The organism is Mesorhizobium qingshengii, from assembly GCF_027563465.1.
In the GTDB taxonomy this organism is placed as follows: Bacteria; Pseudomonadota; Alphaproteobacteria; order Rhizobiales; family Rhizobiaceae; genus Mesorhizobium; species Mesorhizobium qingshengii_A.
Genome location: NZ_JAPFQA010000002.1, coordinates 120,033 through 134,785, shown reverse-complemented (window position 1 = coordinate 134,785; position 14,753 = coordinate 120,033). Strand labels below are relative to the sequence as shown.

Below are 14,753 nucleotides of genomic sequence, written 5' to 3'. Positions count from 1 at the left end.
TGGTCAATCCGGCCAGTCCGGTCTATCGGGCCTATCTGTCGGGACGGTCGGACCTGTCCGGGCGCCATGGCCCGTCCGGCCTTTGAGGCCTGCGTGGTCTGTAGTCGCCATCCCGCCAATGGTGTTCGCGGCAGGGGCGGTCGCGATAGTCATCCGTGTCGACACATGCGCCGGAGAAGAAGCGCCAACGCGCCTCTAAGCCTGGTCAGGTCTGCGATTTCCTCGCTGTCGGTCACCGCGGGTTGGTCTGCCCGCTCTGCATTGCGTCTCGCGCGAACCGATCGCGAAATCTCCGGTACCATCAAGTGGAGCGCCGCGTTGCACCTCGGCCTATGCCAGCGCCTCAGGCGTCGCCTCGCGTCACTTCGGCGTCCGTATGTGGGGCGCAGGGCTCTCGCGGCGATCCGGCTTCGGCCCTTCGATGCGTCGTCCCTGTTGATGACGTGGCAGCGGCGAGATGCAGCGGAGCAGATCGAAAGGCTCGACAAAGGCGGCGATCAGCGGCAGGCGTTGCATGAGGTTATCCGGCTTTGTTTTCAAAATATGTATGCAGTCTGCATATTAAAGAAACGAATGTCAAGCGGAGCGAAAGCGTTCCGGCATGTGGGCCCGCATCGGATCACGCCCGTGCCATCTCGTCTCTCTCACGGGAGGGGAAAGTCGCTCACCAGAGCCAGGCGCCCTTACCAAGGTCGGCTACTGCATCGACGATCCGGGTAAAGCTCGCGCGGGCGCGGCCCACCGTGTGCCGGGCCCTGAGATAGCCATGCACCAGCCCCGGTTCCTCGAACCAGGTGGCGCGCCCGCCCGCCGCGACGATACGGTCGCGATAGGTCTCACCGTCGGACGACAGCGGGTCGCATTCTGCGGTGACGAGCACCGTCGGTGGCAGGTTTGAGAAGTCGGTGTCGGCAAGCGGCGCGAGTGTCGCGTCGCCGCTGCGGTCCTGCCCGCCGGTGCGGATGTGCTTGTAGAATTCGAGATCGCGCATGGTCAGCATCGGCGCTTCGGCATGCCTGAGATAGGATCCCTTTGACCGGTCGCCGCCGAGGCCGGGATAGATCAGCACCTGGCCGACCGGCTTGCGCGGATGGCCGCGTGTCGCATGGCTGACGGCGACGGCAAGATTGCCGCCGGCGCTGTCGCCGCAAAGCAGAATGGGGTGATTGCGGGTGGTGGCGGCCCATTCGAAGGCGTTCATCACATCGTCGAAAGCGGCCGGATGCAGATGTTCCGGCGCCAGCCGGTAGTCGACAGAAACCACCTCATAGCCGGTACGGGCGCAGAGCTCGGCGCAGACATCGTCATGGCTGTCCAGCCCGCCGAGGATGAAGCCGCCGCCATGGAAATACAGCACCGTCACCGGCGCTTGGCGCGCGCTTCGGTAGATGCGGACCGGGATGTCGTGCGTGGGCGTTGCAATCGCGGCCGTCTCTGCCGTCACGCCCTGCGGATAGCCGGCAAAGAATTCGCGGCACATGCGGTCGTAGATCTCACGCTGCTGCGCGATCGTGTAATCGATCGTATCGGGCGGATAGTAGGAATTCGTCCGTTCGATGAAGGCCCAGGTCTCGGCGTCGATCAGGGTTTTGTAGTCGGTCATGGAACTCCTTTGCCTCCCCCTCGATGAGGGAGGTCGCCGCGAAACGGGGGGTGGCGGCGCTGCACCCGCCCCGGACCTTCGGTCCGACCCTCCCCATCAAGGGGAGGGTAAAGGCGGAGCCACTATTTCCCCTTCCACACCGGATCGCGCTTTTCGGCGAAGGCGCGAAAGCCTTCCATATTGTCCTCGGAACCGTAGAGGGCATCGACCGTCGCCAGTTGGCGGCGCGTCACCCGGTTCATTGCGTCCTGGAAGGTCAGCGCTTCGGCCACCCGCGCCGTCTCCTTGATCGCGGCAAAGACCAGCGGCGGGCCGCTGGCGAGCAGCCGGGCGATCTCCCAGACCCGGTCCTCGAGCTCCTCCTTCGGCAGCACTTCGTTGACCAGGCCCCAGCGATGCGCCTCGGCGACATCCATCCAGCGTCCGGTGAGCAAAAGGTCCATGGCGACATGATAGGGGATGCGCTTCGGCAGTTTGATCGTCGCTGCGTCGGCCAGTGTGCCGGCGCGGATTTCAGGCAGCGCGAACGATGAATGATCGGAGGCGTAGATGAGGTCGCAGGACAGCGCCAGTTCGAAGCCGCCGCCGACCGCCATGCCGTTGACGCAGGCGATGACCGGCTTGTTGAGGTCGCGCAACTCCTGCAGACCGGCAAAGCCGCCAACACCATAGTCGCCGTCGACCGCATCACCGCCGGCAGCCGCCTTGAGGTCCCAGCCGGCGCAGAAGAACTTGTCGCCGGCGGTCTTGACGATGGCAACGCGCAAGGTGGGATCGTCGCGGAACGCCTTGAACGTCTCGCCCATCAGCCGCGACGTCTTCAGGTCGATGGCGTTGGCCTTGGGCCGGTCGAGCGTGACCTCGAGGATCGTGCCCTCGCGGCGAGTGGTGATGACGTCAGCCATTCTTCTTGTCTCCCAGCACCAGCAGCGCGTCGGCGATCCAGGCACCCTTGCCCTCGGCGCAGACGATCAGCGGGTTGATATCGAGTTCCTCGATCTCGCCGGCATTCTTCTGCACGAAGGCGGCAATGCCCGAGATGGCGTCGATGGCCGCGGCGACATCGGCTTTCGGCCTGCCGCGATAGCCTTCGAGCAGCGGATAGAGCTTCAGGCCGCGCAACGCCGCCTCGATGTCGTCGCGGGTTGCCGGCAGCATCAGCGTGACGCTGTCGCGCAACAGCTCGACCAGCACGCCACCGGTGCCCAGCGTCATCACCGCGCCGAACATCGGATCACGGGTGAAGCCGACGATCAGTTCGGCGACACCGTCGCGCACCATGCGCTCGGCATAGAGCCCGGTGCCGAGCGGCAGCAAGTCATGCGCCGCCGTGCTGACGGATTCGGCGTCCTTGAGATTGAGCCGCACCGCCCCGACCTCGGATTTGTGGGTGACGCCCAGCGCCTTCAGCGCTACCGGAAAGCCGAGCGCCATCGACGAGATCACCGCCTCGACGGCATTGCCGGCACGCTCGCCTTTAGGCACTGGCAGGCCCGCCTTGATCAGCCGTGCCTTCGCCTCGGCCTCGTCGGGGGTGACATGGTCGCCGCCGGGTGCGCCGGCAGCCGAGGTGTCGATCGGCTGCGCCTGCGGCTCGTGCCACGCCCAGCCGATGAAGGCTGCCGCCTGGGCGGCGTCCATGGCTTCGGAAATGCCGAACAATGGCACCATGCCGCGTGCCATCAGCCCGGCCGTGTACTCTTCCGGCAGGTTCTCGGGCAGCGATGACACGATCGCGCCTTGCGCCTTGTTGGTCTTCAGCGCCGATTCGAAGGCGCGCAGCGTCGCCCACCAGTCGGTGTCCGAGCAGCGGTCGGGGCGCGGGAAGTCGAGCACCAGCATGTTGAGGTCGAAGCCGCCCGACACCATGGCGGTGAAGGTGGCGGTCATCGCCGGCTCGTTGTTCCAGATGAAGGTGTGGTAGTCGAGCGGGTTGGCCACCGCGACCAGCGGCCCGAGCGTCGATTTGACATGGGCGCGGTGCTTGTCGGTCAGGACCGGGAAGTTGACCCAGCGCCCCTCGGCGCTGTCGGCCATGACGGAGGCCTCGCCGCCGGAGCAGCTCATCGACGACAGTCGATAGCCGGGCAGCGGACCGGTGATGTGCAGAAGCTTCAGCGCCTCGATGAAGGCGGGAATCGAATCGACGCGCGCGATGCCGAGCCGCTTCAGGAAGGCGCCCGATGCCGCGTCCGAGCCGGCGAGCGAGGCGGTGTGCGAGACGGTCGCCTGCCGCGCCTGTTCGGAACGGCCGACCTTCATGGCGATGATCGGCTTCTTCAGTTCGCGCGCCCGCGCCGCCAGTCTCTCGAAGCCGGCTACCGAATCGAAGGCCTCGATATGCAGGCCGAGCGATGTGACCCGCTCGTCCTCGATCAGGCCGAGCGCCATTTCGGACAGGCCGGTCTGCGCCTGATTGCCGGCGGTCATCAAAAAGGCGATCGGCAGGCCGCGCTTCTGCATCGTCATGTTGATGGCGATGTTGGACGACTGGGTGATGATGGCGACGCCACGGCCCCCCTCGGCCAGCCTGATGCCGCCATGCTGGTCTGGCCATAGGAGCGCGCCGTCGGCATAGTTTATCAGGCCATAGCAATTCGGCCCGATGATCGGCATCGAGCCCGCCGCCGCGACCAGTTCGGCCTGCAGCCGCTGGCCGTCGTCGTCATAAGCCTCGGTCTCGAGGAAGCCGGCGGCAAAGCAGACGGCGCCGCCGGCGCCGCGTTCGGCCAGCGCTTTGATCACCTCGATGGTCAGGTGCCGGTTGACGCCGACAAAGGCGGCGTCAGGCGCGCCGGGCAGCTCGGCCACCGAACGATAGGCCTTGCGGCCTGCGACCTCGTCCTTGGTCGGATGCACGGGCCAGATCTCGCCGGCAAAGCCCATCTTGATCGATTGCGCGACGACAGCCGCGGCCTGTGCGCCGCCGAAGACGGCGATCGACTTCGGCCGCAGGAGACGCTCTAGCTTGTGCATTGTCAGGCTCCAAACGGGCGCAGCAGCGACCGCGAAATGATATGGCGCTGGATTTCCGAAGTGCCTTCCCAGATGCGCTCGACACGCGCATCGCGCCAGATGCGCTCCAGCGGCAGATCATCCATCAGCCCCATGCCACCATGGATCTGGATCGCCTCGTCGGCGACGAAGGCGAGCATTTCGGTGGCCTTCAGCTTGGCCATGGCCATGTCCTGGTCGGTGACGGTGCCCTGATCGTACTTCCAGCCCGCTTCGAACACCATCAGGTCGGCGGCCTTCAGTTCGGTCGCCATGTCGGCGAGCTTGAACGACACGCCCTGGAACTTGCCGATCTGCTGGCCGAACTGCTGGCGCTGCGCGGCATATTCGACGGCATGGCCAAGCGCCCGCTCGGCGCGGCCGAGACAGGTGGCACCGACCTGCAGGCGGGTCGCGCCCAGCCAGGAGTTGGCGACGTCAAATCCCTTGTGCACTTCGCCAAGCACTTGGGCTCCGGGAAGCCGGCAATCGTCGAATTCCAGGATGGCGTTGGTGTAGCCGCGATGGGAAACATTGCGGTAGCCGTCGCGGACGGTAAAACCCTTCGTGCCCTTGTCGACGAAGAAGGCGGTGATCTTCTTGCGTTTTCCACGCGCGGACTCTTCCTCGCCTGACGCCATGAAGACGATGGCAAAGTCGGCCAGGTCGGCGTGGGAGATAAAGTGCTTGGTGCCGTTCAGCACCCAGTCGTCGCCGTCCTGCACGGCGGTCGCCTTCATGCCGCGCAGATCCGAGCCGGCGCCTGGCTCGGTCATTGCCAGGCAGTCCCATTTCTCGCCACGGATGCAAGGGAACAGGTATTTTTCGCGTTGCTCCGGCGTACCGGCCAAAAGAATGTTGGAGGGACGCGCCACGCAGGTCCAGTGCAGTGCGTAGTTGGCGCGGCCAAGCTCCTTTTCGTAGAGCAGCCAGGTCACCGTATCCAGGCCCGCGCCGCCGACGTCGGCCGGCATGTTGGCGGCGTAGAGCCCGGCCTCTATCGCCTTGGCCTTGAGCTCCTCGATCAGCTCGCGGCGCAGCACGCCGGTGCGCTCGACCTCGCGCTCATGCGGATAAAGCTCGTTCTCGACGAAGGCGCGCGTCGTCTCGACAATGAGCCTCTGTTCCTCCGACAGACCGAAATCCATGGTCTCAGCCTTTCTTCTTGCCGGTCTTTTTCTTCGGCTTCTCGGCTTTCTTCACCGGCTTGGAGGCCTTGGCCTTCTCGGCCGCCCTGGAAGCCGTCGGCTTCTTCGCCGCCAGCTTGGCCAGTTGCTTGGTGTAGTCCTTGTGCAGGGCGCCGGCGCCCCAGCCCTTGCCCTTGTTCTGCTTCGACAGCGCATCCATGATCGCGACCAGATTGTCGTCGCGGATCTTCTCCAGCTCGCGGATCGACAGGCCGTGCGCCTGATCGTCCGATTGCGTGGCGATCAGGTCGACCAGCTCGTCGTTGAACTCCGGCACGTCCATCAGCTTGGTCCATGGCCATTTCAGGCACGGGCCGAACTGCGCCATGAAGTGGCGCATGCCGGCCTCGCCGCCGGCGACGCGGTAGACCTGGAACATGCCCATCTGCGCCCAGCGCAGGCCGAAGCCATAGCGCATGATGTCGTCGAGTTCCTCGACCGTGCAGATGCCGTCCTTGATCAGCCACAGCGCCTCGCGCCATGCCGCCTCCAGCAGACGGTCGCCGACGAAAGCCTCGATCTCCTTGCGGATCACCACAGGCTTCATCCCGATCGAGGCGTAGATCTCCTTGGCGACCTCGATCGCCTCGGGAAAGGTCTGTTCGCCGCCGACGATCTCGACCAGCGGCAGGAGATAGACCGGGTTGAACGGATGGCCGACGACCAGCCGTTCCGGATGCTTCTTCATCGCCACCTGCATGTCGGTTGGCTTGATGCCCGAGGTCGATGAACCGACAATGGCATTGGCCGGCGCATGGGCATCGATCTCGGCCAGCACGCGGTGCTTGAGGTCGAGCCGTTCCGGCACGCTTTCCTGGATGAAGTCGGCATCGGCAACCGCCTCGGCGATGGTCTTGGCGAAGGTCAGCTTGCCTTCCTTGGGCAGGCCGCCGGGAAGCATCTGCTTGTAGGCGCGGCGCGCGCCCTTCATCACTTCGCCGACCTTGCGCGACGCTTCCGGATCGGGATCGAAGATCGACACGTCGATACCGTTGAGCAAAAGCCGCGCCACCCAGCCCGCGCCGATGACACCGCCGCCGATGGCGGCTGCCTTGTTGATGATGCTCATGCTGAGGCTCCGGTTCTTTTGTTGGCAGTTTCGGGGTCGATGAGGGCTACGCGCTCGCCGGCGCGGATCACTGCCGGGTCGTAGGCCTTGCGGGCGAAGACTTCGAGCACGAAGGGCCTGAAGAACGCGATCGGCAGCGTATCGTAGTCGGGGTCGAAGCTCGATTGGTCCCAGCGTTCGCAAAACTGGTCGCAGTCCTCGAAAGGCATGGCCGGCAAAACGGTCGCGGGCGTGACGGTTGCCGCCGAGGTGGTGGGCATAATAGAGCCGCTGGAAGTCGCCGTGCTTTTCCACCACCCAGGTGCATTGTTCGCGCACGAAGGGTTTCAGGATCGAAGCGGCGTATTCATCGTGATTGTAGGGCGCGTATATGTCGCCGATGTCGTGCAGCAGCGCGCAAGCGATCCAGTCGGCGTCGGCGCCGTCGCGCCACGCGCGCGTCGCCGCCTGCAGCGAATGGCCGAGCCGGGTGATCTTGTAACCCGACAGGCCCTCGTCGAGTTGCACCAGCGCGTCGAGCAGCCGCTCGCCGGTCCTTGCCGCATAGTCGATTTCATGGGCGGTCAGGAACTCGTAGTCGTCCCTGTCGCCATCCTTCATCGCGGTGAATTTGACGGTTGTCATCTGCGACGCCCTGGTTGTCTTGCTGGAAGCATGATCCTGAAAACCGGTTCCCACTTTTCGGGATCATGCTCTGGCTTATGCCGCGATCGGAGCCCGCTTGGTCAGATTCAGCTTCTTGCGCACTTCCTCGGGCCCGAGGATCCTGGCGCCCAGATTGGTGACGATGCTGGCGGCACGCTCGACCAGCTGCGCGTTGGTCGCCAGCACGCCCTTGTCGAGCCAGAGATTGTCTTCGAGACCGACGCGGACATTGCCTCCGGCCAGCACTGCGGCGGCGGCATAGGCCATCTGGTTGCGGCCGATGGCGAAGGCCGACCAGTTCCAGGTCGACGGCACATTGTTGACCATGGCCATGAAGGTGTTGAGGTCGTCAGGCGCGCCCCACGGCACGCCCATGCAGAGCTGCACCAGCGCATCGGGATTGAGCACCTTTTCCTCGACCAGCTGCTTGGCGAACCACAGATGGCCGGTGTCGAAAGCCTCGATCTCCGGCTTGACGCCGAGCGCCGTCATCATGCCGCCCATGGCGCGGAGCATGCCCGGCGTGTTGGTCATCACATAGTCGGCCTCGGCGAAGTTCATGGTGCCGCAGTCGAGCGTGCAGATTTCCGGCAGGCACTGGCGCACATGTTCCATGCGGTTGGTGGCACCGCCCATGTCGGTGCCTTTTTCGTTGAGCGGCAGCGGCGCCTCTGGCGAGCCGAACACCATGTCGCCGCCCATGCCGGCGGTCAGGTTCAGGATGACGTCGACTTCTGCCGCGCGGATGCGCTCGGTCACTTCACGGTAGAGATGCACGTCACGACGCGGCTTGCCGGTTTCGGGGTCGCGGACATGGCAGTGGACGATCGCCGCACCGGCCTTGGCCGCATCGATAGCCGAATCGGCGATCTGCTTGGGCGAGCGCGGCACATGCGGACTGCGATCCTGCGAGCCGCCGGACCCGGTCACGGCACAGGTAATGAAAACCTCACGGTTCATCGCGAGCGGCATCGAAAATCCTCCCAATCGAGATAGCCTTGCATGTCGCCCAAAAGTGCGAACCGGTTTTGGGATAACGACATGCACAAGAACCAGCCAACAATGAACGACTTGCCGGAAACTGTTTTGCGTTTTACGAAGCTCTCATGATCAAAAGCGAAAAACCGACAATCTTTCGCGCCGAGCGGTCGCCGCTCAAGGTGACGCTGCTGGTGTTTTCCGGCTCGTCCATCATGTGCGTTGCGTCGGCCGTCGACCCGCTACGCGCCGCCAACCGCATTTCCGGCGAGACCTTGTTCGATTTCAAACTGGTCTCGGTGACGGGCGAGGCTCCGGTCACCACTTGCGGCCTGCCAGTGGCGGTCAGTGGGCGTTTCGATGCGACCGAGCCAACCGATGTTCTTGTCGTCGTCGCCGGTTTCGGCACCCAGAACTACGCGACGTCAGCTCTGCTGTCAGGCCTGCGTCGGGCGGCGCGGACGGCGCGCGCCTGCGGCGGCGTCGAGGCCGGCACCTGGCTGGTGGCGCGTGCCGGCCTGCTGGAAGGGCGCAGCGCCACCACCCACTGGGAAGACATGGAGGATTTTTCGTCGGCCTTCCCCGGCGTCGATGTCCGTCCCGACCGCTATGTCATCGACGGGCCGGTCTTCACCTCGGGCGGCGCTTCACCGACCTTCGACCTGATGCTGCATCTCATTCGCACGCGGCTCGGCATGGCCGTCGCGCTGGATGTCGCCAGCGTCTTCATCTACGACCAGGCACGCGCCGCGACCGATGCGCAGCCGCTGGTCTCGCTTGGCCGGCTCGACGGCTACGATCCACGGCTGGCGCAAGCCATACGGCTGATGGAAGCGCATGTCGACCAGCCGCTGACCATAGAAGCGGTGGCCAAGCGCGCCGGCGTGACGGCGCGGACGCTGGAGAGCATTTTCCGCAAGTCGATCGGCGAGACGCCGGGCGCCTACTATCTCAGGCTGCGCCTGGGGGCGGCGCGCCGGCTGGTGGTCGACACCAGGGTGGCTATGGCCGATATCGCCGGGCGGACCGGATTTTCGTCCGCCGCGGCATTTTCGAGGGCTTTTTCACGGGCTTTCGGCGAAGCGCCGGTCAGGCTGCGCCGGGGCTGATATGCATGTCGCCCAAAAGTGTATTGCGGTTTTGGGGCAACGACATGCACAAAATCGGGAGATCAGGCGGCGTTCTGGCGGTCTGCGCCAGCGTCGATCTGCGAACGCATCTGTCTGGCAAGATGGGTCTCAAAACGGCTGGCGACGGCGCGGTCCCATTCGTTCGAGCGGTGCGCACCATCCTTGGGATGCGGCATGGCCATCAACCGGTCGATGATCGATCCGGCCTCGCCCGGTGAGAGCAGGGCGTCGATTTCACGTTCGTTCTGCATATCGGTTCGCCTCCTTCTTCCTCTCCGCCACGCAGCATCCTTATAGGAGATACGTGACGGCAGTTTGAAGGCAGGAGCGAGGTCATTGAAGGGCGGCAAAGGGCAAAACCCTGTCGTCCGGTGCGGCCTCGCGCAAATCCGTTCCAGGGCGGCAGGGGTGTCGCCCAGCCGCCCTTCGAGCAGTCCGAAACGGCTTTCCGTTCTCAGACGTATCGGTTGACGATGTTTTCCAGCAGCTCCTGGCGGCCCGACCTTGGCTGCGGCTCGATCTTCTTCTTGACGACACGCTCGGCTATTTCTTCCAGCGTCCGCTTGCCGGACAGCATCGCCTTGCCCTCAGCCGTGCTCCAGCCGGCGTAACGTTCGGCCAGCGGGCCCGACAGCGCCTTGTCCTCGACCATGCGGGCCGCGGCCTTGAGGCCACGCGCGCACGAATCCATGCCGCCGATATGGCCTATCAGCAGATCCTGCGGATCGAGCGACTGGCGGCGCAGTTTTGCGTCGAAATTGGTGCCGCCGGTCTTGAAGCCGCCGGCCTGCAGGACCTGATAGTAGGCCAGCGCCATCTCCGGAACGTTGTTGGGGAACTGGTCGGTATCCCAGCCCGACTGATAGTCGTTGCGGTTCATGTCGATCGAGCCGAAAATGCCGAGCGCATTGGCTAGCGCCAGCTCGTGCTCGAAAGAGTGGCCGGCCAGGATGGCGTGGCCCTGCTCGATATTGACCTTGACCTCCTTCTCCAGCCCGAAGCGCTTGAGGAAGCCATAGACCGTGGCGACATCGTAGTCGTACTGGTGCTTGGTCGGCTCCTGCGGCTTCGGCTCGATCAGGATCGTGCCCTTGAAGCCGATCTTGTGCTTGTAGTCGACGACGAGGCTGAGGAAGCGGCCGGCCTGCTCCTGCTCGCGGGCCAGGTCGGTGTTGAGCAGCGTCTCATAACCCTCGCGTCCGCCCCACAGTACATAGTTCTCGCCCTTCAGCCGCTTGGTGGTGTCGAGGCAGTGCTTCACCGTCGCCGCCGCATAGGCAAATACGTCCGGATCGGGATTGGTGGCGGCACCCGACATGAAGCGGCGGTTGGAGAACAGGTTCGCCGTGCCCCACAGCAGCTTGACGCCGGTCTGCTTCATCTTTCCGGCGAAATAATCGGCGATCTCGTCGAGACGCGCCGCACTTTCGGAAAAATCCTTGCCCTCCGGCCGGACATCGGCATCGTGGAAGCAGAAATAGGGCGTGCCGAGCAGCGAGAACATCTCGAAGGCGACATCGGCCTTGAGCTTGGCCAGTTCCATCGTGTCGACGCCTCCGGCCTTGGGGAACCAGGGGCGATCGAAGGTCTGGCCGCCGAACGGATCGCCGCCCGGCCAGGCGAAGGAATGCCAGTAGGCGACGGCAAAGCGCAGGTGATCTTCCAGCCGCTTGCCGGCGACAACCTCATCCGGATTGTAGAACCGGTAGGCGAGCGGATTGGTCGAATCCGAACCCTCGTATTTGATCTTCTGGATGTCGCCGAAAAATCCGCTGCTCATTGGCTTTCTTCCTCTCGAATAGTTCGCCTTGATTACCTCAGGCGTAATTGGTTTCGTTCTTCCGCCGGTCGAAAAGGCTCATGTCAAAGCCACTCGACAAAGGAGACAGACCATGACCGACCTCAACAGGATTGCCGAAGGCTACATCACCGCCTGGAACGAGAGCGACGCGGATCGCCGCGCAGCCTTGCTCAAGGCGATCTTCACCGAAGACGTCAGCTATCGCGATCCGCTGATGCAGGGCGATGGCCATGCGGGTGTCGCGGCACTCATCGACGGCGTGCAGCAGCGCTTTGCCGGCTTCCGCTTCTCGCTGAAGGGCACGCCCGATGGTTTCGCCGACAAGATCCGTTTCTCGTGGAATCTCGGCCCGGAGGGCATCCCTTCCGTCATCGAAGGCACCGACATCGGCATCATCGAGAACGGCCGGCTGAAGAGCGTCACCGGCTTTCTCGACAAGGTGCCGGCACAGTGAGCCGGCAAGCCACGGCTTGGAGGAGAAATCGCTCATGCCGTGACGCTCTTGATTGCCGGATATAGCGCCCGGTAGCGGTGATAGGCATCCGCGTAGGCCCCGCCGAGCACAGCGTCCGGTTCGATCGTCGCATCGGTCGCGGGTGCTCTGCAGACGCTGAGCGGATCCGCGCCTGTCGCCGCGATCAGGCCGAGCCTGGCCGCGCCAAAGGCGGCGCCGAAATCGCCGTCGGCGGGAATGTCGACCGGCAGGCCAAGCGCGGTGGCGATCGCCTTCAGCCAGTAGCGTGAGCGCGAGCCGCCACCGATCGCCGTCACCCGCGTCAATGTCGTGCCGGCCTTGGCCAGCGCTTCGAGGCTGTCGCGGAAGGCAAAGGCGACGCCTTCCAGTACCGCCTGGGTCAGTACCGCGCGGCTCGATTCATGCGCCAGTCCGGTGAACGCGCCGCGAACGGCGGAATCATTGTAGGGCGTGCGCTCGCCTGACAGATAGGGCAGGAACGACACGCCGCTCGGCGCCTTCAGCGTACCGCCGAGCTCGGCGGTCAGTTCGCCGGCGCCCTTGCCCGTGATCTCCGACAGCCAGTTCAGCGAATCCGTCGCCGACAGGATCACGCCCATCTGATGCCAGGTGTCGGGCAGGGCATGACAGAAGGTATGCACCGCGCTCGCCGGGTTGGGCAGATAGGAAGCGTTGGCGGCAAACAAAACACCCGACGTGCCGAGCGAGACGAAGGCCTGGCCGGCGCCGACCGTGCCCATGCCGCAGGCCGAGGCCGCATTGTCGCCGGCACCGCCGGCAATCGGCATGCCGGCCTGCAGGCCCCATTTCGAAGCCAGTTCGGCGCGCAAGGCGCCGGCCTTCTGCGTGCCTTCGACCAGCGACGGCATCTGTCTTTCGTCGAGCGATGTCGCCGCGAGCAATTCGGCCGACCAGCGCCGTTCACCGACGTCGAGCCAGGAGGTGCCGGCCGAATCCGACATTTCCGAAATGTGCTCGCCCGACAGCCAGAGCCGCAGGAAATCCTTGGGCAGCAAGACCTTCGCCACCTTGGCGAAAATGGCGGGCTCGTTGTTCTTCACCCAGGCCAGCTTCGGCGCGGTGAAACCGGGAAAGACGATGTTGCCGGTCAACGCGCGAAAGCGCGGGTTGGCGTCGAGGGCAGCTGCCTCGGCATGGCTGCGCGTATCGTTCCACAGGATGCAAGGGCGCAGCACCTGGTCGGCCGCGTCAAGCAGGGTCGCGCCATGCATGTGGCCGGAAAGGCCGATGCCTTTGACGGCCGAGAGTTGTTGCGGATAGGCGGCCCTCAGCGCGGCGATCGCCTCCTCGCAGGCGCGAATCCAGTCGGCGGGATCCTGTTCCGACCAGCCGGGATGCGGCCGCGACACATCGAGCGACGCATGGCCGGAGCCGACGACGGTTTGCCCGGCATCGATCAGCAGCGCCTTGACGCCCGATGTACCGAGATCGAGCCCGAGATACATGTCTTCCTCCCATGCCACTAATTTTTTCGGATCTCGAAAAAATCTGGCTTGGCCAGTTTTTAAGACAAGATACGCTTCGGGTCAATTCTCCGACAAATCGGCCGCGCGACGCGAAAGCAGCGCTGACAGCGGACTGTCGGGTCGAGCCATCGAACGTTCCGCGGCAAGCGCCCTGGCCAGCGCGCCGTCACCGGCCCGCAAGGCCGCCTCGATCAGCGTCAGGTCGATGACGTCGCGTTGCGCGTGGCTGCCGCCGAAACGATGGGCGATCGCCCGGATTGGCCGGATCAGGCGCATGGCCTCAGTGTAGTTGCCGTCGCCGAACGCCTTGATGGCGAGTGTCAGCGGGTGACCGACATCCCGGGTGAACGCGACGTTGTCATCGTTGCCGCGCATGGTCTCGCGCTGTGCCTCGAGTAAGGTCTGAGCCGGGGCATCGAGGCCAGCCCCGACAAACGCCATCATCGCGTGGGCATCGTTGAAGGCATAGTTGCCGGTGCCGGTCTTGCGCCAGTTGGTGGCGATCGCTGCCCAGCGGTCGCCGACATCGACGCCGCCGAGATAGAGCCGCCACAGGATCGCCGAGGCATCGACCATGTTGAGCGCCAGTGCCGATCGCTCGCCGTAGATGGGCCCATCGTAGAGCGCCAGCACCTCGTCTGTCTCGCCTAGGTCATAGTGGAACAGCGCCAGGTGCCACCAATTGTGCACCTGCAGGAAGCTCTCTTTCGTCCACGCTTCAGGATTGGCGCGCATCCAGGCTATGCCATCCTTTTGCCGGCTTTGCATTTCCATGACATGTGCGACGGCATGTTGGGCCCAGCCGTCGCGCGGCTCGATGTCGACGGCGGTGCGGCCAAGTTTTTCGGCCCGCGCGTAGTCACCCATTTCCTCCAGCCCGAACGCCTGCATGCCGAGGATGGCGTGGTAGCCGGGCATGCCGCTCTGCCAGGACGGCAGGGCGCGGGCGATGCGGTCGCGCAACATGCGGGCATTGCCGGTGAAGAAATCGATCTGGTGGCCGACCTGCAGCGCCAGCGCGTCGCGTGGGTTCTCGATGGCGATGTCCTCGAGAATGCTGCCGGCATCATGCCAGCGCCCGTTGGCGAGATGGCCAAGGGCCGAGACATGCGCCTGCTCGTGCGTTGTCGCGGCAAGCGGCAGTGCCGCCTCATGGCAAGCCCTGGCCACCGCCGTCGCCTCCCGCTCGGTGGCGAGGCCGAAGAGATAACCCTTGAACACATGCGCCATGACGAAGCCGGGATCCTCGACGATGGCACGATCGACGGAGGCGACCGGATCGCCGATAAAGCACTGCAATTCATGGACAGCCTGGCTGAAAGGCGTGAACCCCGCCTCCGTCGCGCCTGAAAATGTCAGTCCGAATGGGTCTTTGAGCGTCATG

Annotated in this window: 13 protein-coding genes and 1 pseudogene; 2 read left to right on the top strand and 12 right to left on the bottom strand. The window is 64.6% G+C overall.

What is annotated here, in order from left to right; genetic code table 11:
- Positions 1-360: 360 nt before the first annotated feature.
- From OOJ09_RS05195 to OOJ09_RS05160, 8 genes and pseudogenes are all read right to left on the bottom strand, one after another.
- On the bottom strand, positions 361-516 hold the full coding sequence (locus tag OOJ09_RS05195; protein ID WP_269904172.1) for a hypothetical protein: 156 nt from the start codon (positions 514-516) through the stop codon (positions 361-363).
- Positions 517-664: 148 nt separating this feature from the next.
- A complete protein-coding gene (locus OOJ09_RS05190) occupies positions 665-1,603 on the bottom strand; it encodes an alpha/beta hydrolase (RefSeq protein ID WP_269904171.1) in 939 nt (312 codons plus the stop codon).
- 122 nt (positions 1,604-1,725) lie between these two features.
- Positions 1,726-2,508 (bottom strand): carnitinyl-CoA dehydratase, encoded by a 783-nt coding sequence (locus tag OOJ09_RS05185; RefSeq protein WP_269904170.1) that lies wholly within the window; start codon positions 2,506-2,508, stop codon positions 1,726-1,728.
- On the bottom strand, positions 2,501-4,579 hold the full coding sequence (locus tag OOJ09_RS05180) for an acetate--CoA ligase family protein (protein WP_269904169.1): 2,079 nt from the start codon (positions 4,577-4,579) through the stop codon (positions 2,501-2,503). Before OOJ09_RS05180 ends, OOJ09_RS05185 begins: the two co-directional genes overlap by 8 nt.
- A gap of 2 nt (positions 4,580-4,581) precedes the next feature.
- The gene (locus OOJ09_RS05175; protein WP_269904168.1) at positions 4,582-5,745 is read right to left on the bottom strand and encodes an acyl-CoA dehydrogenase family protein; all 1,164 of its coding nucleotides are present in this window, start codon (positions 5,743-5,745) and stop codon (positions 4,582-4,584) included.
- A gap of 4 nt (positions 5,746-5,749) precedes the next feature.
- Complete coding sequence (locus OOJ09_RS05170; RefSeq protein ID WP_269904167.1) at positions 5,750-6,853, bottom strand: carnitine 3-dehydrogenase; 1,104 nt, start codon at positions 6,851-6,853, stop codon at positions 5,750-5,752.
- Positions 6,850-7,477 (bottom strand): annotated as a pseudogene (locus OOJ09_RS05165) (HD domain-containing protein). The gene OOJ09_RS05170 and the pseudogene OOJ09_RS05165 overlap by 4 nt, the downstream one beginning before the upstream one ends.
- Positions 7,478-7,552: 75 nt before the next feature.
- Complete coding sequence (locus OOJ09_RS05160; RefSeq protein ID WP_269904166.1) at positions 7,553-8,470, bottom strand: 3-keto-5-aminohexanoate cleavage protein; 918 nt, start codon at positions 8,468-8,470, stop codon at positions 7,553-7,555.
- Between the two features lie 134 nt (positions 8,471-8,604).
- Between OOJ09_RS05160 and OOJ09_RS05155 the strand changes: the two genes are divergently transcribed.
- Positions 8,605-9,585 carry a GlxA family transcriptional regulator gene (locus tag OOJ09_RS05155; RefSeq protein WP_269904165.1) on the top strand — a complete coding sequence of 327 codons (981 nt, stop codon included), beginning with the start codon at positions 8,605-8,607 and terminating at the stop codon, positions 9,583-9,585.
- A 62-nt stretch (positions 9,586-9,647) separates the two neighbouring features.
- On the opposite strand, the gene OOJ09_RS05150 is transcribed toward OOJ09_RS05155, so the two are convergent.
- Both OOJ09_RS05150 and xylA read right to left on the bottom strand, forming a co-directional pair.
- Entirely contained in the window at positions 9,648-9,857 is a 210-nt protein-coding gene (locus OOJ09_RS05150; protein ID WP_269904164.1) for a hypothetical protein, read from the bottom strand.
- Positions 9,858-10,060: 203 nt separating this feature from the next.
- Entirely contained in the window at positions 10,061-11,386 is a 1,326-nt protein-coding gene (gene xylA / locus OOJ09_RS05145; RefSeq protein WP_269904163.1) for a xylose isomerase, read from the bottom strand.
- A 112-nt stretch (positions 11,387-11,498) separates the two neighbouring features.
- On the opposite strand from xylA, the gene OOJ09_RS05140 reads away from it, so the two are divergent.
- Entirely contained in the window at positions 11,499-11,861 is a 363-nt protein-coding gene (locus OOJ09_RS05140; RefSeq protein WP_269904162.1) for a nuclear transport factor 2 family protein, read from the top strand.
- A 32-nt stretch (positions 11,862-11,893) separates the two neighbouring features.
- On the opposite strand, the gene xylB is transcribed toward OOJ09_RS05140, so the two are convergent.
- Positions 11,894-13,348: a xylulokinase gene (gene xylB / locus OOJ09_RS05135; RefSeq protein WP_269904161.1), complete on the bottom strand. Its 1,455-nt coding sequence runs from the start codon at positions 13,346-13,348 to the stop codon at positions 11,894-11,896.
- 81 nt (positions 13,349-13,429) lie between these two features.
- Positions 13,430-14,752: a tetratricopeptide repeat protein gene (locus OOJ09_RS05130; RefSeq protein WP_269904160.1), complete on the bottom strand. Its 1,323-nt coding sequence runs from the start codon at positions 14,750-14,752 to the stop codon at positions 13,430-13,432.
- Between the last annotated feature and the right edge of the window lies 1 nt (position 14,753).